This is a genomic window from Acinetobacter sp. Root1280 (genome assembly GCF_001425285.1).
GTDB classification, from domain to species: Bacteria; Pseudomonadota; Gammaproteobacteria; order Pseudomonadales; family Moraxellaceae; genus Acinetobacter; species Acinetobacter guillouiae.
Window position 1 is genome coordinate 18619 of record NZ_LMED01000013.1, and the last position, 20384, is coordinate 39002.

Genomic DNA, 20384 nt, shown 5'->3' on the forward strand with positions numbered 1-20384 from the left:
GTACAGGGGAAATTAAAGATGAAGCGTATTTATAGTTTGAAGTCTGTGACGAGCGGTTTAATTGATTTGTTAGAGCTTTTTGTTTTAAAAAAAAATTTAAATGTCGCTAAAATTTCAAACAATTTGCATGAATACAAACGAATTCCATTTACTGAATGGTTAGCAATGTTGAAAGCAATTGAAGAAAAATATAATAGACCATCTCTAGGATTAGAAATTGCTAGATATGTAAAACCTTCACATTTAGGTATTTTAGGATACATCGGCTTATCATGTGAAAGCTTATATGATGCACTGCCTTTTTTTATTAAATATCAAAGGCTCTGTTATGACTTTATGCAAATGGAAGTTTCTATTGAAGATGAAAGCCTTGTTGTTTCATGGGAGTTTGATGCAAACTTTAAAGCGGGTAAGTTAGCGGATGAGACAATGATTGCTATATTTTTTAATATTGTAAACATCATTGTAGCGCCCAATGTTGTGAAGTTGAACAAAGTGGAGTTTGTATTCGATCGACCCAAAAATCCACGTACTTATGAAAAATATTTTGATTGTAATATTGAGTTTTCAAAAAATAGAACAAGGATGTTTTTTGCGAAAAGTAATTTAGAGTTGCCAATAAATAAGGCTGATCCTGTTTTAAAAAATATTTTAAATAGGCAAGCAGACATTTTGTTGACGGAGCTACCAGAGGTGAATTCATTTGATGAGTTGGTGCAACAAAATATTATCAAAGCTATTCATCAAGGTAATATCAATATTGAATATGTTTCCAAAAAAGTAGGTCTTCCTACGAGAATTTTTCAATACAAATTACAAAAACAAGGTTATACATTTAAGCAACGTCTTAACCAAGTTAGAAAAGGACTGGCATTACAATACCTTGAGGACAGGTCATTGAACATTAATGAGATATCAGCTTTGCTCGCTTATAATGAACAAAGTTCTTTCAACCGAGCATTTAAAACTTGGTTTGGTATGAGTCCAATACAATGGAGAAAAGATTTTAATAAAGATGCTATTTGAAATTGGTAAAGTTAAAGAATTATATTCATTTTGTTAAATTCACTAAGTTTTATTAGAAATGGCCCAGAAATTACTTCTGTTAAATTTACATGTACTCGCTCAAACCTGATCTGACAGTTACCCTTTTTTAGTGTGTCTGTCAGGTTAAATTTGAGCTAGATTCTTTTCAGCCCAAATTCGCTTCCCTTCAAGTAATGTTTCTAGTGGTGTGTGACCACTGCACATTTTTCTCCTGATATGTTCGTTCAGTATTATAGAATTTTGCCAAACGTCTAGAGCAGCTTGTAATTCCGCTAATGTACTATATAGCTTCTTCCTAAATGTAATTTGATAAAACTCTTGCAAGATCGTCTTTATGGAAACGCTCGCATATTCCATTCGTTTGTGGGAATGCTGGTTTTGTTTTTGTGTGATCAATATCATTGATGGCTAAACATAGCTCATAATTATGTTGTTCAACCTTCACCGCAATATCCAATACCCTATCTGCCAGGATACGCAGCATTGGTAGATCCTGTGACTGATAAAATGGTATACAGGATCATTTAAAAAGATCTGCTGCTGTAATCGGTATTTTCGTTGTATAGAGCTGGCAATGAATGACTTTGCTGTAGGTGTCGATGAAAGTTTGTAGATAGATTCGACCAACACCTTTGAGATTGCCAACGTAAAAGATATCTTTTGCTCCAAGATATCCTGGATGGTGTGTTTCTATTATGTTTGCCTTTGCGTTGGTAAATACGACCACGTTTGGGATCAAAGCAGATTAAAAGATTTCATCAATTTATCAAGGCTTGGCAGTAGAAGATGAATGGCTTGTATGATAGGTTTTAGATACGGGTTTGTTGATCTGTGAATGATATTGCTGAACAAGGCCATACGGACTGGTTTTACAACAAAGTTCAATAAGAAAGGTTGATTCGGCTTTGAATGACCAGGGTGTAGGGTACCTAGATTAGGTGTTATTACTGGTTTATCTATTTTTGCCACGCAACTTTAATGAAGCAAAACTGTTTTTAAGTGCTGAGAAATAAAATGATGAAGGTATCAAAACAAAGCTCTGTAAGCATAAGCTCTGAAACAAAAAGCCAGTTTGAATCTATTTTATCAGCACATTTACCTGAATCGAAATTAGTTGACCAGTTTCAAAGACATAAAAGAAAACTAAGAATTTCGTTGACTGATCGATGTAATTTTAAATGCAGTTATTGTATGCCTGATCATCCGACCTGGTTAGCTAAACAGGATATTTTAAGTTTTGAAGAACTTTATAGATTTTGCGAAGTGATGATTAAGCTTGGCATCACTCAAATTCGCTTAACGGGTGGCGAGCCGTTGATGCGAAAAGGACTCGTTAATTTTATTTATACGCTCAATACGTTAAGACCATCAGGTTTACAACGTGTCTCAATGACGACGAATGCTTATTATTTAGAAAAATATGCAGTTGAGCTAAAACAAGCTGGGCTTGATGATCTAAATATAAGTTTAGACAGTGTTGATCCAGACACTTTTTTTAAAATGACTCAAAAACCCTTAACACCCGTATTAAAAGGAATTGAGGCGGCAAAAGCTGCAAATATCCCAATTAAACTCAACTGTGTTTTAGTGTATGGACAGAATCATCAGGAAATATTGTCATTAACTGAGTGGGCTTATCAAAATGACTTTGAACTACGATTTATTGAATATATGCCATTGGATCAACCTGAGCATTGGAAGCGTGAGAAAGTCGTGGTTGAGGATGACATTATCAATATACTTTCGCCACATTTTCGCATCGATAAATTAGAGCGAAATAATGACCCAGCCACAATATATACACTCAATCAACGTTTTAAACTGGGTATTATTTCCACCATCAGCAAGCCTTTTTGTCAAAGTTGTGATCGTTTGCGTTTAACCGCGACGGGTGAGTTATTTACATGTTTGTTTGCCAATACAGGTATTTCTGTTCGACATTTATTGGCTAAAGCTCAGGGAAAACAATTGATAGCAACAATTTTGGATACGGTTTGGCAAAAAAAGGCAGGCTATATTGCTTACCAAGCTGCACCCATTCGTAAGATTAGTATGCATTCTATTGGCGGTTGATTTTATACATAGAGATAGAATTGTATATGCTTTTTTATTTGAAATGAATCGCTTATTGTGAAGTTGTGTATTATTTAAATTGACAGGATTTTTTATGAAAAATGTAGGCATGAAGCCTGAGAGTTATCGTATTGCTACTGCAAGTTCAGAGTTATTCGCGCCTCCGCATTGTTTACAATTATTAGCAGAGGGTAATACTGAAAAAGGCGATGCACTAAAAACAGCACGAATCGCAGGGATTCTTGCAGCCAAACGTACCGATGAGCTTATTCCGCTTTGTCATCCTTTACCTATTTATCGAGCTGATGTCGATTTTGAAATACTAGCAGATCGCGTCAAGATTACGGCAACCGTAGAAACGATTGCGCCAACTGGTGTTGAAATGGAGGCTTTAACTGCCGCAAGTCTGGCTGCGCTCACGATTTATGACATGTTGAAACCGCATTGTGAACCAGATGAACTGATGATTGGTCATTGCAAACTTGAATTGAAAAAGGGCGGGAAATCGCACTATAAACGTCATCTTCGACAAGCTGTATCAGCTGCAGTCATTGTTTTATCAGATAGTGTCGCTTCTGGAAAAAAACCTGATACTGCGGGACGTTCTGTGGTTGAAACCTTAACTGAGGCTGGATTTGATCCAATTCACTATCAAATCATCGCTGATGAGCCTTTGCAACTAAAACAATTGATTTCAGAGTTGGTGCAATCTTATGGATGCATCATTACGGTAGGTGGGACAGGCATAGGCAAGCGCGATATTACTGTTGATACGATAGAACCATTATTGGAACGAGAACTGAATGGCCTGATGGAAGCGGCACGTGCTTTTGGGCAAAGACGGACACCTTATGCGGCAATGTCTCGTGGTGTAGCTGGTTTTATTGACCGTTCATTAGTCATTACGTTACCAGGAAGCCGTGGTGGTGCTTCTGAATCTATGGCAGCGATTTTACCTGCCTTGGTGCATATCTTTGATGTATGTCGAGACTTACCACACCCAGGAGGTTATGAATGAGTTGTTCTGGTCAAGGATTAATAGGTTTAGATCAAGCATTGGCAGCTTATTCTACGGTTGAATCGCGAGCGGTTCAGACTCTGCCACTGGTAGAAGCACATCAACATTATCTGGCACAAGATGTCCTGTCTGAGATTGCATTACCTCTATTTACTCAGAGTGCAGTAGATGGCTATGCCTTAAAAAGCGAAGATATTCTTGCCGGTATTACCGTGTTTGAATTGGTTGGAGAAATACGCGCAGGTATTGAAGAATATGTTCAGATCGAGTCTGGACAATGTGTTCGAATTTTTACAGGCGGTAAATTGCCAGATTCGGCTGATACAGTTGCCAGACAAGAAATAGTATCTAAACTAGATAGCCGAATCAGCTTAAATCAAGCGCTTAACAAAGGGACAGATATTCGTTATCAAGGCGAAGAATTATCCATTGGGACAATATTGGCAAAGCAGGGCCAATATCTAAAAAGTGGCTTAGTTGCATCACTAAGTATGGCTGGGGTAAAAGAGGTCAGTGTTTTTAACCGTCCTCGTATTGCTGTATTGATTACAGGGGATGAAGTCAGCAAAAGTCTTGATAATAGCGCTCAGGTTTTTGATGCGAATTCACCAATGGTTTTGACATGGTTGAAGGAAAGAGGTTTTTACTCGATCCATTTAGAACATGTGATAGATGACGAAACTGTCTTGAAAAAGGCTTTAGCAAATGCCTTAGATCATTACGATTTAGTTATCACAACTGGTGGGGTTTCAGTTGGGGATTATGATTTGATTCGCCCTGTTTCTCTTGCATTAGGGGCAAATGAAATTTTTTGGCAAGTTGCTCAGAAACCAGGCAAACCGATTTATTTTGCTGAATATAAAAAACCAAACCAGTCTTCCTATTTATTAGGGTTGCCGGGTAATCCAGCAGCAGTATTTGTTTGTTTAGAAATCCATGTGTTCACTTTGCTTAAAGCAATGCAAGGTTTAAAAGAAGCCAAACCAGAATGGGAGAAGGCAAGCTTAAGCGAAGCTGTAAAGGGTGATAGTCGAGAACAACTGTTGCGTATGAAACTGAATGTTGATGAGCAAGGGCAACTTAGTGTTTCAAAACTCAAAAAACAGCAATCGCATATGCTAAGTAATTTAAGTGAAGCGAATGTCATTGGTCGAATTCCAGTGTTTAACAATGCTGAAAATTGCCCCAAATTCATTGAGTTCATTCGTCTTTAGTATTTTGAGTCTGATACGCTTGGGTAACAATAAAATGTCTCAATATCCAAATACTGACTTAGTCATTTTAGCTGGTGGTCAAGCTAGACGGATGCAAGGTAAAAACAAACTTTTGCAGCAGTTTGATCATGAAATGCAACTGCTTAAAATCTACCATCAATTTTGTGATGAGGTTGCGAAAATTTGGGTGAATAGTCATCAGGACTGTATTGTTTATCAGGAGATCATCGCTGAAATAGCCTGTTTTTCAGATGATCAGGCGGGATTTTTAGGGCCATTAATGGGAATGAAAAGCGCATGGGCACATGTAACTACAGATTATATTCTGTTCATTCCCTGCGATATTACTTTTATCCCTAAAGATGTCTTATCAAAAATGCATCAAGCTTTATTGGAGGCAGAAAATTCTCAAGCTGTATTTATCTCTATAAACGAACAAAACCTTTACCCCTTTTGTTTGTTGAAAAGAGACAGTTTAGCTACGCTCGAAAAGCATTTGGCTAATGAACAATTAAGTATTCGAAAATGCTTTGATGATTTGAATCCAAAGGTCGTTAAATATGAAAACCCTATAAGTTTTCATAGCATTAATTCAGAACAGGAGTTAAGACTATACCGTGAAGAATTACACATATTCAGTGGTTCAAATTCAATTTAGTTCACCCTAAATACTCATTGTGGCGCTATGCTTAAGTAAAGGTGTTAAATGGCAGAGATTCAAATTAAGATTGAAACTTATGGTGCAATTGAAAGACTGTTACCTAAAGATTTAAATTTTTCTTGTGTTGAAAATAGTATGGTCTCAGAAATTTTGCAGCAAATTTCTGATCAATATCCTGATTGCGCTAGTCTTTTAGAGAAGTGTGCATGTGCGATTGGTGAAGAAATTATTCCCCGTCGACATCGATTAACAAACCATTGTACATTGGTTTTATTATCCCCTGTAGCAGGAGGCTAACATGACAGATAGATCTCGGATTAAGGAAACGGATCTGAGTTTAGATGATTTTAAAACCATTGATCATTTTCCTGAATGTGGTGGTATTGGAATTTTTATTGGAACGGTTCGAAATCACCATGAAGGTCGCAGTGTTAAGGCATTAAAATATACTGCTTATACGCCCATTGCTGAAAAAATGATTCGTGCAATTGAGCAAGAAATACAAAACAAATATGCAGTATCATATATTCAGGTTATTCATAGAATTGGCGCTCTAGATATCGGAGGCAAAGCAATCATCGCAGTGGCTTATGCGCCGCATCGAAGAGAAGCTTTTATGGCGTGTGAAGAGGCTGTAGAACGTGTAAAACATGAAGTTCCAGTCTGGAAAGAAGAGTTTTACTCAGATGGTTCCAGTGAATATGTTGCTGGCTGTTGTATCCGAAAAGATGACGATGTTTCGCATAAACATCTTCATTTGAATTCAAATTCTCATTAAGTCGTTGTAAATTAAGCAGCTTAAGTTATAAGAATGATGAATGATTATTATGAAAAGTTACCATGTAAAGTAAATGAATTTTTTCTTGAGCTGATTTTTTAATCAGATAAGCCATTAAAGAGGGCACTCAAATGAACGATTTAGAAAAAAATAAAGCTGAAACAGAAGGCCAAGAACGCCATATTCAGGAGAATACTAATTTCGCGCGTATCGAACCCTATACGCACCCAGCTGGAGGTTGGGGCGCTTTGTTGAGTGTTGCTAGAAATTTAAAAAGGCAAGAAGTCTTTGCCAAAGGCTCAATTACATTAATGAATATTAACCAGCCGACAGGTTTTGACTGTCCTGGTTGTGCATGGCCTGAAAAAAAAGATACGCACGCATTTAACTTTTGTGAAAATGGTGCAAAAGCTGTTGCATTCGAAGCAACCAGTAAACGAGTTACTCCCGAATTTTTTGCGCATCACACGGTGAGTTGGTTAGCTGAGCAAAATGATTTTTACCTCGAAGATTTGGGGCGACTCACAGATCCAATACGTTATGACGCGGCTACAGATAAGTATGTCCCAATTTCTTGGGATGATGCATTTAAGCTTATCGCTCAACATCTTCAAGCTTTGGATCATCCAGATCAGGCAGCATTTTATACATCTGGTCGGGCAAGCAATGAAGCAGCTTTCTTGTACCAGTTATTTGTCAGAAGTTATGGAACAAATAACTTCCCTGATTGTTCAAATATGTGTCATGAAACCACTAGTATTGGTTTGAAGGATTCAATTGGGCTTGGCAAGGGTACCGTTACTTTAGATGATTTTGATCAAGCGGATACCGTATTTAGCTTTGGGCATAATCCTGGTACCAACCACCCTCGAATGTTAGGAACTTTACGTGAAGTATCGCGTAGAGGTGGAAATATTATTGCGATTAATCCAATCAAAGAACGTGGATTAGAGCGTTTTCAGGATCCTCAAGCAGCAATTGAGATGATGACGAATGGCAGTACGCCTATTAGTCGCTTTTATTTTCAGCCGAAAATTGGCGGAGATTATGCGCTTCTGTTAGGTATGATGAAGCATCTTCATGAATGGGATAAACAGGCAATACTCGCAGGTAAAACGGGGGTATTTGATCGGCAGTATATTGCTGAGAATACTGTTGGCTTTGATGAAATGTTAAAAGAAGTTGACCGAACAGAATGGCGTGATATTTATCAGTATTCAGGTCTCTCTCCAGAAAACTTAGAATCAATTGCTAAAATGTTTTGTGAGTCTGAGCGTTCAATTTTTTGTTGGGGAATGGGCATAACACAACATAGACATGGCACTGCAAATGTTCATATGTTGGCTAATTTACTTTTGGCGAAAGGACAGATTGGTCGTCCTGGAGCAGGCCTATGTCCAGTTCGTGGGCACAGTAATGTGCAGGGTGATCGGACCATGGGGATCAATGAATTACCAAGTGAAAAAATGCTGGATGATATTGATCGTGTTTTTAACATTAAATCGCCACGCAAACATGGCTATGGTGTGGTAGAAACGATTAAAGCGATGTATGAAGGCGATGTTAAAGTTTTTATTGCTTTAGGCGGGAATTTTGCAGTTGCCACACCTGACACCCCATATACTCAAGAAGCGCTTAAACGCTGTTCACTGGTGGTAAATATTGCAACAAAACTCAATCGTAGCCATCTCGTATGTGGTAAAGACGCCTTGGTTCTTCCATGTCTAGGTCGTACCGAGCTGGATAAACAATTGAAAGGGAATCAGGCGATCTCAGTTGAAGATTCAATGAGTAATGTTCATTTATCCGCTGGGCGCAATGAACCTGCATCAAAGAACTTACTTTCTGAACCTGATATTGTTGCACGAATGGCTGAAGCGACGTTACCTGACTCTAAAATTAAATGGCGTTGGTATGTTGAGGACTATGATCGTATTCGTGATTCTATTGAAGAGGTTTTTGAGGAATTTAAAGATTTCAATGGGCGAGCCTATCAACCGGGTGGTTTCCATCTTATTCATCCTGCCAATGTTAAAGTTTGGAATACCCCCGCGGGTAAAGCACAATTCCTCATTACGCCATTAACCCAAGTTTATAACGATCAAGAAAATCAATTTTCTGCCCAGTATACGAAGAGCAAAGTCTACACCTTAATGACGATTCGTTCGCATGATCAGTACAATACGACCTTATACGGCCTAGATGACCGCTATAGAGGTGTGTTTGGCCAGCGCCGTGTATTATTTATAAATCAACAAGATATTGATGAAGCCGGTTTTGTTGCTGATCAATGGGTTGATATTGAAAGTGTATTCTCTGATGGGGTAAAAAGAGTCGTGAAAAGTTTCCGAATCGTTCCCTATAATATTCCACCAGGAAGTCTGGCCGCTTATTATCCTGAAACCAATCCACTGGTTGCGCTTTCAAGTCATGATCAATACGCCAAGATTCCAGCTTCAAAAAGTGTTCCTGTTATTTTACATGCTGGCGATGCACCTGAGCACTTCAATTTATTTACTGAGGTCGATCCTGAGAATGCAGAAAAAAAGGTTGAGATTTAATTATTTACTGGTTTATTGCAGGATACGTGAAATTGGATAGTAACCTATGATTGCTATCCTAAATTGTAAGGAAAGCTCAAGTTGGAATCACTATTTTCAGGTTATGCGTCAGTTCAAATTACACGATTTGATCAAGATAAAACAGATGTTCAGTTTGATCAGGTTGTTCAAGAATATCCTATTGCATTGGTTTATAATGGTATATCTCATGCTGTGATGATGGCTACACCAACTGATATCGCTGAATTCGCAAAAGGATTTAGCCTTTCTGAAGGAATAATTGCAAGTTTAAAAGAACTTTACTCGCTTGATATTATTCACAACAATTTTGGTATACAGGTTGAGATGAAAATTTCATCAAAAGCTTTTATGGCATTAAAACAACATCGCAGAATGCTGATTGGTAGAACAGGATGTGGTTTATGTGGTATAGAAAGTCTTCAACAACTTCAATTTTCATTGCCAAAAATTAGTTCTACAATTCAATCAGAATGGTTAAGAGAAATTCCTAACGTAATCAAACAATTAAAAAACCAGCAAAAGATTACCGCTGTGACTGGTGGAGCGCATGCTGCTGCTTGGGTTGTGGAGGGGATCATTCATGCTATTTTTGAAGATGTTGGACGACATAATGCGCTAGATAAATTACTGGGTCATATCTCAGCAGAGAACTTTGATTTGTCAAAAGGATTTGTGGTGATGACCAGTCGAGCAAGTTATGAACTGATTAGAAAGTGTGTTGTATTAAATATCGCATTACTTGCAACAATTTCTGCGCCTACCAGTATGGCAATAGAGATGGCACAAGCTTCAGGTCTCACATTGGCAAGCTTTTGTCGGGGTGATGGTTTTGTCCTTTATAGTCAGTAATGCTTAGAGATCAATTTTTTGTTAATCAAAGGAAGATGTCGATGAAAAAAATTTTATTTAGTTTGAGTTTGCTTGCAATGGGTCATGCTTATGCAGAAGATATAATCACAGTCTACGCTGCAGCCAGTTTAACCAATGTTCTAGCAGAACTAGATCAAAAATATGAAAAGAAAAATAATATAAAAATTAAAACATCTTATGCAGGTTCATCGACACTGGCAAAACAGATTGAAGCAGGGGCGCCAGCCAATTTATTTATCTCTGCCGATGAGCAGTGGATGAATTATTTACAAGATAAAAAATTGATTAATCCTAAAAATAGAAAGAATTTACTTGGTAATCGTTTGGTATTGATTAGCCCGAAAAATCAAAACATACAATTCAAAATGACCCCGTCATTTGACCCAACTACTGCATTTAAAGGCAAGCTTTGTACAGGCGATACCAAAAGTGTTCCTGTTGGAAAGTATGCAAAGCAAGCTTTGACCTCATTGCAGTGGTGGGAAAAAATTCAGCCGCGTTTAGTTCAAGCAGAAGATGTTCGCGTTGCACTGAATTTTGTGGCACGTGGGGAATGTAATGTGGGGATTGTTTATTTAACTGATGCTGCAATTAGTCCAGACGTTAAAGTTATTGCTGAGTTTCCGTTAAACACGCATACACCGATTGTTTACCCAATGGGGATGGTAAAACCGACCCCTGAAACTGTTAAGTTTTATCAATATTTACAAAGCAATGAAGCTAAAACCATATTTAAGAAATATGGTTTTAGCGTTCTCAATTAGAAATCGGTTATGTTTGATGTACTGTCACCAGCAGAAATTGAAGTTTTAAAACTCTCTTGTAAAGTTGCTGGTTTTTGTCTGATTTTTAGCTTGATTCCAGCCATTATCGTTGGCTGGATTTTGGCACGTAAAGATTTTTTCGGAAAATCATTATTTGAAACATTGATTTTTTTACCTTTGGTGTTACCGCCAGTTGTGCCAGGTTTTTTACTTTTACAAGTTTTTGGTAATCGAGGCTTCTTAGGGAAATATTTAACGGAGTTCGGCCTAGATTTTGCATTTAATTGGAAAGGTGCAGTCTTGGCTTCAGCAGTGATGGGATTTCCATTATTGGTCCAATCGATTCGTCTGGCGATTGAACTTGTTGATCAAAAGCTAGAAATGGCTGCAAAAACTTTGGGCGCATCTGGATTTTCAACTTTTATGCACGTGACCTTACCTTTAGCGAGTAGTGGTATTTTAATTGGTGCAATCTTATGTTTCTGTCGTAGTTTAGGAGAGTTTGGCGCAACAATTACATTTGTGGGGAATGTTGAGGGTGAAACCAGAACTCTGCCGCTTGCGATGTATAGTTTGATGCAACAGCCTGATATGAATCATGCCTTGCAACGTCTGATTATGATTTCATTGACTGTGGCATTTTTGGCATTATGGTTTGCACAGTGGTTTCACCGCTATCAAAAGAAAAAACAGAGTTAACGTAATGCATTTCGATTTTAAAATAACCCTGAAATTTAATAAATTTAATTTAAATCAGCAATTTAAGTCTGATGAAAGTGTTGTGGGATTATTTGGACATTCTGGTTCAGGTAAAACCAGCATTTTAAATGCGATAGCTGGCTTACATACGCCACAACAAGGCTGGATCAAAGTGAACCGAGATACTTGGTTTGATCATGAAACAAAAATAAATATCCCCACTCAAAAACGCCGTGTGGGGTTAGTCTTTCAAGATGCCCAATTATTCCCACATAAAAATGTTATGGGAAATTTAAAGTTTGGATATAACCGAATTGATGTTGAGCGACGTCAATTTGAGTTGGACTATATCATTGAATTATTAAAGCTGAGCCATCTGCTTGGTCGAATGCCAATACATCTGTCTGGTGGCGAAAAACAGCGAGTGGCATTGGGTCGTGCGATTTTATATTCGCCGAATATTCTGCTATTAGATGAACCTTTATCAGCCTTAGATGCAGAGCATAAAGCTGAAATTATTCCATTCTTTCAACAAATAAAGAATGAGATTAAAATTCCTATGTTATATGTGACTCATGATATCGAGGAAGTCAAACTGTTAACAGATACCATTTGGCACTTATCATGATTGTCGATTGGGTTTAATTTGAAAAATTCATTTTATATTTTTTTAGAATAAATTGGGGATATTTTAGAAATTTAGAACCATAAAATAAATATGGCAACTCAATTCTAGATTTGTATAACAACCTATGTTAGAAAAATAATAGGGTTACTAGAAAATGACTGCAAGAGAAATTAAAAGCTCTTTTAAAGCACATCAAGGTAGCAGCGTTTAATCAAAAACTAATAGAGCAAATATTAAAGTAAGTACTAAGGTAGACAAAATTTGTAATTCAAACTTATGATTTTTAATTTTATCTAGTGATATGATTTAAAACAATAAAATGAAATGAGATTACTCCAATACATCATTTGTATTCGATTTTTAACAAATAGATGAATTAAAAAATAGCTGTTTTGGTAATGATAAGACGTGGTTAAAAATATGCATTATTTGCATACAAGATTTAATTTTTGCATTGTCGTTTTATAAAAAAAAAAGCAACACTTGCGACAGCGGATTGTTGAGCCAATTTTTTTAACGAAAAAGTAAAGCCATCGCTATGTAACCAAAATGGATAATCATCAAAGTCTGTATGTAAGATCAAAATTTTGATGTAAATAATATTAAAGAAGGAATTTGTTTTATGAATCAAAAAAAATTACTCAAATATATTTTGATTGCAATGATATCAGGAGTATTGGTGGGTTGGGTATGCCATAGTAATTTAAATACCATACAAGCAACTGAAATTTCTTCATACTTCAAGATTGTCACTGATGTCTTTTTAAGATTAATTAAAATGATTATTGCGCCTTTAGTATTTGCAACAATTGTTTCTGGCTTGGTATCAATGGGAAAGTCATCTTCTTTAGGATCAATTACCTTAAAAGCTATGAGTTGGTTTATTGGGGCATCTTTACTTTCACTTTTACTCGGTATGAGTCTAGCAAATTTTTTCCAACCTGGTGCTGGAATGAACCTGACTATTCCGAAGCAAGCTATCGATGTTGGTGTTAGTGCATCAGGTTTAAGTCTACAAACTTTTATTACTCATATTTTTCCACGCAGTTTTGCTGAAGCAATGGCGAATAATGAGATTTTGCAAATTCTAGTTTTTTCAATTTTCTTTGGTTCCGCATTAGCCTATGTTCAGCACGAAAATGAAGCTACTGTAATTGGCCGGATTATTGATGAGCTTTGTCGAGTCATGTTCCGCATTACAGATTATGTTATGGCTTTTGCACCTGTTGCGGTTTTTGCGGCAATTGCTTCTGCCATTACAGTTCAAGGACCTAGGTTAATTCTTGATTATAGTATTTTTATTGGAGAATTCTATATCGGATTACTGATTCTTTGGATGATCCTCATTTCATTCGGCTACATCTTCTTGAAAAAAGATGTATTTAGATTGATGCGAGTGGTTCGCGAGCCTACCATATTGGCATTTGCTACAGCCAGTAGTGAGTCAGCATACCCAAAAACGATGGAGGCTTTAGACAAATTTGGGATCCCTAAACGAATCACCAGCTTTGTGCTTCCATTAGGTTATTCATTTAATCTTGATGGGTCTATGATGTATATGGCATTTGCTGTTTTGTTTATTGCTCAAGCTTATAATATTGATTTGAGCTGGACTCAGCAGGCTTTAATTCTAGTTACGTTAATGATAACCAGTAAGGGAATTGCTGGTGTTTCTCGTGCATCTATTGTCGTTATCGCTTCAACTCTAGCCATGTTCAAATTGCCTGAAGCTGGTATTTTATTAATTTTAGCAATCGATCAATTTCTAGATATGGGACGTACTGCAACTAATGTCATTGGCAATAGCATTGCAACTGCTGTAATTGCTCGTACAGAAGGCGATAAATATGAGCATGCTGAACAAGAGAATGAAGTGATTGACTCAAATGCTACCCCAGTAAATCGATTAGCAGATAATTGCTAATCTGTTTTATGTAGCATATAAATAACCTACTAAAAAAGAGTATCAACAGTGATTTTAAATAGCAAGCTTGATGTTGTATTTATCACTTAATTTAATGATCACTATGTTGATGCGGGTTTTTAAGATCATAATTAAAATACCATATGCTAATTTTTTATTTTTTTGGTGCAGTTATTGATCTCCATATCTGATTAATACTATTTGAAATAATAATTTTGTGTCTGATAATGTAGACATCTTGAGATGTATTATAGTTTTTGTTATCTATTATTTTTAATTTGTTTTCGGAGATCTCTTTTTCAATTAATAATTTTGGTAGCCATGCTATACCCAAACCTTGTATAACTAATTCTTTTAAATCACTGGCATTATCTGTTTCATATAGAGTTCGATAATTTAGATTTTTTTCAATCACCTCATCAACGCAGTTTCTTAAATATGCTTGTTTACTATATGCCAATAGGGGGAAAGGCTGATCAATTGAATATTTAGGAATACCATTATCAAGTGCAGTAACAGGGAGTATTTCCATTTTCACAATTTTATGAAAGACAAAAAGAGAAAGATCAAGTTGCTGTAATGTTTTTTGATCGCAATAGCAAATTAATAAATCACAAGAGCCATCTTTGAGTAAACCCAGCCCTTGTTTGAAGTTGGATGCAATAATTTCTAATTTTAAATCTTCTAAATTTATTAATGAATCATTGATAAATCGTGGGAAAAATTGGGTTGTTAAGGAGTGTGATACAGCAAACCTTATATTTAATTCATTATTTTTAATATTTTTTTCAAGATAGTTGATTGTTGCATTAAGTTGGTTTTGGATGTTTTTTGAGGAAGCTAATAAAATTTGTCCCGCTTCGGTAAAATCAATATTTTTACTATATCTTTTTAGAATTTGGAATCCAAATGCATTTTCAATGTTCTGAATTCTCCGTGTAAATGCAGATTGTGTGACATGTCGTACCTCTGCTGCTTGAGAAATTGATTTTTCTTGCTCTAGAGCAAGTAAGTCTTCAATCCATCGAATTTCTAATGTCATAACTAATACTTAATGCAGACTTTTATAAATTATAATATATTATGTGGAAAATTAATGTATTAATATTTTTAAAAAATATAAGAAATAATTTTAATATCAGTTTTCTATTGCTAGGGATTTTTTTTGATAATTATTAACCAATTTTTAGAGTATACGCTATTATAAATATTGCTTAATTTAAAATGAATGGTTTTTAAAGTATATTTTTTAGAATCTTAGCTATAAATAATCAGGTTCTAGTCAAAAAAAAGCATTTTTGCTGAGCTTGTTAATTTTCTTTACGATCTAATAAAATCTGATAATTTTGATAAAGAAAGATTAGCAGAAATAATATTAACTATTGGAAAATTAAATATAGGAAATTATAGATATTTAAGCCATTTAGTGACAATCTTAAGTGAAGAGTTTTCTATATTCATGTTTGATTAAATCATGAGATGATAACTTTGTAGAACCAGTCTTGGCAGTAGCTCAAAATAAATGAGTTATGTCATATTTTTGTGGACTTTTCATTGCTAAAGTATAAATTTAGTTATAAATGGGTAGTAAGTTTTTATGATACAAAACATAGAGTTAAGGTGGTTGTATGATCTTATTGTTTTAGAAAAGTATCGAAACTTTACAGTTGCCGCAGATATAAGAAATATTTCGCAATCCTCTTTAAGTAGAAGTATTCAGACTTTAGAGAACTCTTTGGGATTTGAAGTTTTTGACAGGGATACATCTCCTCTAAAATTGACAGAAAAGGGCAAGCTATTTCTTTTACATGTAAGAAGTTTATTAGATGATTTTGAATACAACATCGATAAAATTAAAGGTACTAATGATATAAGAAGTAGAGTAACTATAGCTTCAGCACATTCATTAGCAGGATATATTTTTCCTAAAATTTTGGGGAATTTAAAAAATTATCAAGAAAAAATCTTTTATGTTGAGTCAATCAATGTAAATGAGACAGTTGATCATCTAAGAAATGGGAAATGTGATTTTATCGCTTCTTTTTATGATGATGAGCTTATGAACACTCAATTTTTATGCCATAAACTTTTCTCAGCAAAATTATATTTAGTTACGGCCCCAAATCATTTAGGGTGTCCTAAGTTTTCCCTTGAAGATGGTTCGCTTCCTTTAATGAATTATACCGATGATAGTTATATGGGAAAGAAAGTAAATAAATTTCTTCAAGAACATCAATCTCATTCTTTTAGTACTACGTTTGTATCATCAATGAGTATCTTACTTAAAGATATGATTAAAGGGGGATATGGTGTGGGCTGGTTGCCAGATTACAGTATCCAAGATGAACTTAAAAATAATGAACTCATGGTTATTCCTCTAAAAAACTCTGTGTTATCTGTTGATATATATTTATATAGAAGTAGTTCTAGATTGAATGCCGCATCAGAAGGATTATGGAGTTTTGTTAAAGCTATAGATTGGGAAATTACATAGATGGAAATAAATCCGTAGCACTTTAGTTTTTTAAATAATTGTACTTTTAAGTTTGTAGCTCTGATCTAATAATAATGTTTATATCAGTCTATTGCACACACCAATAACTCAAAAAAGTGAAGATATTAATACAGTCAAAATTATTAAAATAAAAATAAAATCATATAGATTTATAATCATTTAATATGTTTATACAAAAATATCATTATTGTTTAGCCTATTTTTTAGTTAATCATAATAATTAAACTAAAAGGTATTTTAAATATCAACATCATTCCCCAAAGAGTGCATTAAAATGATGCAAAACTTATGCATTTTTTAATATAGCTATGCAAATTATGCATCATTATATAATGCCTAGATTTAATTAATGTAATTAAATCAATAATTTGATATAAAAATTTAAAAAATACAAATAGAATGCTTATGCATTTTTTGGATTTTACATCTATTTTTTGCAAACTGATAAATTTTTTTCTTGCAATGCTAAGTTCATATAGTAATTGCTCGGAAATGGATATGAATAAACCAATTGGAATTTTAGGTGGAATGGGGCCACAGGCGACAGTTGATGCCATGAATAAAATTATTAAAAATACTAAAGCAAACTGTGATCAAGACCATATTCCGGTCATAACTGTATGTATTCCAGACATACCTGATAGAACAAAATCCATTTTGAATAAAAATGATAAACCATTAGAAAAGATGGTTGAATATTTACGAATTTTAGAAAATGCCAATGTCGGATGTATAATCATTCCATGTAATACTGCCCACTTTTGGTTTGATCGGTTGCAAGAATCTACTCATACAAAAATGATTAGTATTGTTGAATCAGCTATTCAATATATTAAAAATAGTAATATTCAGGAAGTCTGTATTTTAGCGACTACGGCTACAATTAGTACTCAACTTTATCAAAAGGAATTTGTTAATAATAAAATTAACTTCACTATTCCTTCTTCTTTTTTTCAGAATCTAATAATGGAAAGCATTTATAAGTATAAAGCTGGAGAATATGCAAAAGCTAAAGAAATAATGAACAGCATTATTAAAAATTATACATTAAAAGATGATAAAAAGTTCCTTCTTGCATGTACAGAAATTCCTCTAATTTTAGAAGATTGGATTAAAATACATCCGGATTTATTCATAGATGCAACTGATTTATTAATTAAAAATGCAATTAATTGGTACCAGTATAAGCATTGCTAAAATATTTGAAATAATTGCATAGAGGAATTTTTAACTAAAATAAAATCTGTATTGGATTTTGAATTTTTAGTTTTTAAATTGAAAGAAAAGATATCGATGAAATTTTTTGATGATCAAGAGGGGTGTTTATTATTTTTATTGAAATGATTTTTTTAAATGTGAGAATTTAATAATCTATTTTTTATTTGAATTTTATCTTTGATTAATATTCAAATACTTTTAATTAAAAAGGAAATCTATATATGAAAGATGATGTTTTAAAATACTCCAAAATTTTAAGATTATTTTCTGTTACATTCATAACGCTGTTAGGCCTGACGGCTTGTAATGATAGTTCAGACAGTAAATCTACAAATACTCAACAACAGGCATCAAGTAAGGGACCTACTTTACAAGGAAAATTTATCCCAATTTATGAACCTGCTCTAAATGCAGACAATAGAATTGAGGAAGGTCTTTGGCGTAGTCGGAAGTTATTAGAAGGCTATACTGAAGAAATGAATGATTTTGTTAATATTCCCTCTGATATCAAAGTTATTGCAAAAGAGTGTAATGAAGCGAATGCATTTTATGACAGTGATAAGAAAACAATTGAACTATGTTACGAATTGGGTGCAGAAGAAAGGAAAATGTTCACTGAAGCTGGCGATTCAGGTGTCATATTAGAAAACGAGTTATATCAAAGTGCTGTGGGAACTTTATTCCATGAAACTGGACACGCCCTTATTGCAGAGCTCGATTTAAAAATTACGGGTAGAGAAGAAGATGTAGCAGATCAGTTGGCAGCATATATTTTAACTTATGACGATCAAGATAAAGAGTACCTTCTTACAGTTTCAGATACCTATGGTCTTGCTGCAAGAAGAGCGACTTCATTGGATGATTTACTTTTTTATGATTCACATTCTTTAGATGCACAACGTGCTGTAAATTTTCTTTGTTACGTTTATGGTTCTGATCCGAAGAGCTTCCAGAGTCTTATAGATGATGAGTTGCTTCATAAGGAACGTGCTGAAGACTGTGAATATGAATATCAACAAATAGTTGATGCTTGGGATTCTTTACTTGCTCCTTATTTTAAAAAGAAAAAGAATGCTTAGTTATCTTCGAGTTAGTCGTGGTACCAGATTTTTCTTTTTAGGAAGACATATTAACAGGAAAGTTATTGAATTTATGATCGTTTAAAAAGGATTGTAATATTTTTAGCTTTAAGAAGCTTGTTGTGCAATCTTATATTTAACTGATTTTCAAGATTGGGTTGTTTCATGTTGCTATATTATTAATATATTTTAAATATATTAATTTTAATCTAGATATAACTCTTAAATTATATGATGTTTAAAATTAGGTGGATGATATGGGAATAAAACGTATTTTAAAAATTTTATTTAAGATTAATATATTATTTTTCTTATTTACTAATATGGTTTTTGCGGCTATGCCACCAAGTGGGCAACTGAATAATAACTTTTCTGAAGCTGCTGGAGGAAATAGAAGTTATTTCGTTACTTTACCTAAAAATTATACCCCATTGAAAAAATATAAGTTGGTATTGGTTTTTGCGGGAACAGATACTACAGGTAAAGAAATGAAGGATTGGTTTGGGCAGGGATGGAGTTCTTCGGCTCATGGATTAGAAAAAAATATGTCTGATACTATTTTTATTTATCCTGATCAAAAATGGCGCTGGGGAGTTGATAAAGGTTGGGCCTTAGGGCCAAACGGTGGGGATTTTTCTGGAAATCATGATATCAAATTTACTGAGGAATTACTTTCTTTAGTTAAGCGTAATTATTCAATTGATTCAACAAGAATATTTGTTACAGGGCATTCTTGGGGAGGCGATATGGCTGCTGTAGTTGGATGTTCGCTAGGAGATCAGTTTAAAGCAATTGCACCAGTTGCAGCCAATAGTCCATATTGGTTTTATGATGATGATAATAATGCTGTTAAATGCAAAGGTAATCCTGCAGTTTGGACTGTATTTGGTTTGGCAGATGATTTTTTTGGCAGTAAGAGTCCAAATGGATTGTTTGGAAAAGAGCAGAATACATTTTGGTTAGATAATCATAAATGTAAAACCTCTTTGACTAAAAAACTATCAAACGAAACAATTGAATACACCCAATGTCAGGTTGCACCTGTAAGGTTGACTCTTTATCAACTTGGTCAGTATTCTGGAGGTGGGAGTTTAAAAGGACATTACCCACCAGATTATTTCTTAAAAGATGTTTCGAGATGGTTTGCTAGTTTTTAAAAATAAGAGTAATTTCTTTAATTTAGGAAAAATAATTTTTTTAATACGCTTTTATATGGGAAATTTAATTAGGTTTCCTTAATGAAGCCTAATTGATTTTCTACATTGTTTATGGATAAACAGAGCTTAATATTTTAAGTAAAGGAATTGGCACGTA

18 protein-coding genes and 1 pseudogene are annotated in these 20384 nt (G+C 34.6%); 17 read left to right on the forward strand and 2 right to left on the reverse strand.

Annotation, left to right across the window (positions count from 1 at the left end; all coding sequences use genetic code 11):
* The first annotated feature begins 18 nt into the window (after positions 1-18).
* Positions 19-1026 carry an AraC family transcriptional regulator gene (locus ASC84_RS12980; RefSeq protein ID WP_056515336.1) on the forward strand — a complete coding sequence of 336 codons (1008 nt, stop codon included), beginning with the start codon at positions 19-21 and terminating at the stop codon, positions 1024-1026.
* Between the two features lie 144 nt (positions 1027-1170).
* Here ASC84_RS12980 and ASC84_RS12985 read toward each other — a convergent pair.
* Positions 1171-1741: pseudogene (locus tag ASC84_RS12985) on the reverse strand (integrase core domain-containing protein); the annotation flags it as partial.
* Positions 1742-2061: 320 nt separating this feature from the next.
* Between ASC84_RS12985 and moaA the strand changes: the two are divergent.
* The 12 genes from moaA to ASC84_RS13045 all read left to right on the forward strand — a co-directional run bounded on the left by moaA (position 2062) and on the right by ASC84_RS13045 (position 14258).
* Positions 2062-3120 carry a GTP 3',8-cyclase MoaA gene (gene moaA, locus ASC84_RS12990; RefSeq protein ID WP_056515338.1) on the forward strand — a complete coding sequence of 353 codons (1059 nt, stop codon included), beginning with the start codon at positions 2062-2064 and terminating at the stop codon, positions 3118-3120.
* Positions 3121-3214: 94 nt separating this feature from the next.
* Positions 3215-4138: a bifunctional molybdenum cofactor biosynthesis protein MoaC/MoaB gene (gene moaCB / locus ASC84_RS12995; RefSeq protein ID WP_034614123.1), complete on the forward strand. Its 924-nt coding sequence runs from the start codon at positions 3215-3217 to the stop codon at positions 4136-4138.
* Entirely contained in the window at positions 4135-5352 is a 1218-nt protein-coding gene (locus ASC84_RS13000) for a molybdopterin molybdotransferase MoeA (protein WP_056515341.1), read from the forward strand. Before moaCB ends, ASC84_RS13000 begins: the two co-directional genes overlap by 4 nt.
* 34 nt (positions 5353-5386) lie before the next feature.
* Positions 5387-6010 carry a molybdenum cofactor guanylyltransferase gene (locus ASC84_RS13005; protein WP_056515344.1) on the forward strand — a complete coding sequence of 208 codons (624 nt, stop codon included), beginning with the start codon at positions 5387-5389 and terminating at the stop codon, positions 6008-6010.
* A gap of 48 nt (positions 6011-6058) precedes the next feature.
* On the forward strand, positions 6059-6310 hold the full coding sequence (locus ASC84_RS13010) for a MoaD/ThiS family protein (RefSeq protein ID WP_004820361.1): 252 nt from the start codon (positions 6059-6061) through the stop codon (positions 6308-6310).
* A gap of 1 nt (position 6311) precedes the next feature.
* Entirely contained in the window at positions 6312-6791 is a 480-nt protein-coding gene (locus ASC84_RS13015; protein ID WP_056515347.1) for a molybdenum cofactor biosynthesis protein MoaE, read from the forward strand.
* Between the two features lie 131 nt (positions 6792-6922).
* The gene (locus tag ASC84_RS13020; RefSeq protein ID WP_056515350.1) at positions 6923-9352 is read left to right on the forward strand and encodes an FdhF/YdeP family oxidoreductase; all 2430 of its coding nucleotides are present in this window, start codon (positions 6923-6925) and stop codon (positions 9350-9352) included.
* Positions 9353-9433: 81 nt separating this feature from the next.
* Positions 9434-10222, forward strand: a complete 789-nt coding sequence (gene fdhD, locus ASC84_RS13025) for a formate dehydrogenase accessory sulfurtransferase FdhD (RefSeq protein ID WP_056515353.1) — start codon at positions 9434-9436, stop codon at positions 10220-10222.
* 41 nt (positions 10223-10263) lie between these two features.
* On the forward strand, positions 10264-11007 hold the full coding sequence (modA, locus tag ASC84_RS13030) for a molybdate ABC transporter substrate-binding protein (protein WP_056515356.1): 744 nt from the start codon (positions 10264-10266) through the stop codon (positions 11005-11007).
* A gap of 9 nt (positions 11008-11016) precedes the next feature.
* On the forward strand, positions 11017-11706 hold the full coding sequence (modB, locus tag ASC84_RS13035) for a molybdate ABC transporter permease subunit (RefSeq protein WP_056515359.1): 690 nt from the start codon (positions 11017-11019) through the stop codon (positions 11704-11706).
* Positions 11707-11710: 4 nt separating this feature from the next.
* Positions 11711-12334, forward strand: a complete 624-nt coding sequence (locus ASC84_RS13040) for a molybdenum ABC transporter ATP-binding protein (protein WP_056515362.1) — start codon at positions 11711-11713, stop codon at positions 12332-12334.
* Between the two features lie 622 nt (positions 12335-12956).
* Complete coding sequence (locus ASC84_RS13045; RefSeq protein WP_056515364.1) at positions 12957-14258, forward strand: dicarboxylate/amino acid:cation symporter; 1302 nt, start codon at positions 12957-12959, stop codon at positions 14256-14258.
* A 154-nt stretch (positions 14259-14412) separates the two neighbouring features.
* Here ASC84_RS13045 and ASC84_RS13050 read toward each other — a convergent pair whose 3' ends face one another.
* The gene (locus tag ASC84_RS13050) at positions 14413-15300 is read right to left on the reverse strand and encodes a LysR substrate-binding domain-containing protein (protein WP_056515367.1); all 888 of its coding nucleotides are present in this window, start codon (positions 15298-15300) and stop codon (positions 14413-14415) included.
* A gap of 555 nt (positions 15301-15855) precedes the next feature.
* Between ASC84_RS13050 and ASC84_RS13055 the strand changes: the two genes are divergently transcribed.
* The 4 genes from ASC84_RS13055 (at position 15856) to ASC84_RS13070 (ending at position 20227) form a co-directional block, all read left to right on the forward strand.
* Positions 15856-16752, forward strand: coding sequence for a LysR substrate-binding domain-containing protein (locus ASC84_RS13055; RefSeq protein WP_056515370.1), 897 nt, complete (start codon positions 15856-15858; stop codon positions 16750-16752).
* Between the two features lie 519 nt (positions 16753-17271).
* Positions 17272-17970, forward strand: a complete 699-nt coding sequence (locus ASC84_RS13060; RefSeq protein ID WP_056515436.1) for an aspartate/glutamate racemase family protein — start codon at positions 17272-17274, stop codon at positions 17968-17970.
* A gap of 242 nt (positions 17971-18212) precedes the next feature.
* Complete coding sequence (locus ASC84_RS13065) at positions 18213-19070, forward strand: DUF4344 domain-containing metallopeptidase (RefSeq protein WP_056515373.1); 858 nt, start codon at positions 18213-18215, stop codon at positions 19068-19070.
* A 257-nt stretch (positions 19071-19327) separates the two neighbouring features.
* Positions 19328-20227, forward strand: coding sequence for a PHB depolymerase family esterase (locus ASC84_RS13070; RefSeq protein ID WP_056515376.1), 900 nt, complete (start codon positions 19328-19330; stop codon positions 20225-20227).
* Positions 20228-20384 lie beyond the last annotated feature (157 nt).

Bases quoted from the DNA above. Each gene is read 5' to 3' on its own strand.
- ASC84_RS12980 (WP_056515336.1), top strand. From the start codon at position 19: ATGAAGCGTATTTATAGTTTGAAGTCTGTGACGAGCGGTTTAATTGAT.
- moaA (WP_056515338.1), top strand. From the start codon at position 2,062: ATGATGAAGGTATCAAAACAAAGCTCTGTAAGCATAAGCTCTGAAACA.
- moaCB (WP_034614123.1), top strand. From the start codon at position 3,215: ATGAAAAATGTAGGCATGAAGCCTGAGAGTTATCGTATTGCTACTGCA.
- ASC84_RS13000 (WP_056515341.1), top strand. From the start codon at position 4,135: ATGAGTTGTTCTGGTCAAGGATTAATAGGTTTAGATCAAGCATTGGCA.
- ASC84_RS13005 (WP_056515344.1), top strand. From the start codon at position 5,387: ATGTCTCAATATCCAAATACTGACTTAGTCATTTTAGCTGGTGGTCAA.
- ASC84_RS13010 (WP_004820361.1), top strand. From the start codon at position 6,059: ATGGCAGAGATTCAAATTAAGATTGAAACTTATGGTGCAATTGAAAGA.
- ASC84_RS13015 (WP_056515347.1), top strand. From the start codon at position 6,312: ATGACAGATAGATCTCGGATTAAGGAAACGGATCTGAGTTTAGATGAT.
- ASC84_RS13020 (WP_056515350.1), top strand. From the start codon at position 6,923: ATGAACGATTTAGAAAAAAATAAAGCTGAAACAGAAGGCCAAGAACGC.
- modA (WP_056515356.1), top strand. From the start codon at position 10,264: ATGAAAAAAATTTTATTTAGTTTGAGTTTGCTTGCAATGGGTCATGCT.
- modB (WP_056515359.1), top strand. From the start codon at position 11,017: ATGTTTGATGTACTGTCACCAGCAGAAATTGAAGTTTTAAAACTCTCT.
- ASC84_RS13040 (WP_056515362.1), top strand. From the start codon at position 11,711: ATGCATTTCGATTTTAAAATAACCCTGAAATTTAATAAATTTAATTTA.
- ASC84_RS13045 (WP_056515364.1), top strand. From the start codon at position 12,957: ATGAATCAAAAAAAATTACTCAAATATATTTTGATTGCAATGATATCA.
- ASC84_RS13050 (WP_056515367.1), bottom strand. From the start codon at position 15,300: ATGACATTAGAAATTCGATGGATTGAAGACTTACTTGCTCTAGAGCAA.
- ASC84_RS13055 (WP_056515370.1), top strand. From the start codon at position 15,856: ATGATACAAAACATAGAGTTAAGGTGGTTGTATGATCTTATTGTTTTA.
- ASC84_RS13060 (WP_056515436.1), top strand. From the start codon at position 17,272: ATGAATAAACCAATTGGAATTTTAGGTGGAATGGGGCCACAGGCGACA.
- ASC84_RS13065 (WP_056515373.1), top strand. From the start codon at position 18,213: ATGAAAGATGATGTTTTAAAATACTCCAAAATTTTAAGATTATTTTCT.
- ASC84_RS13070 (WP_056515376.1), top strand. From the start codon at position 19,328: ATGGGAATAAAACGTATTTTAAAAATTTTATTTAAGATTAATATATTA.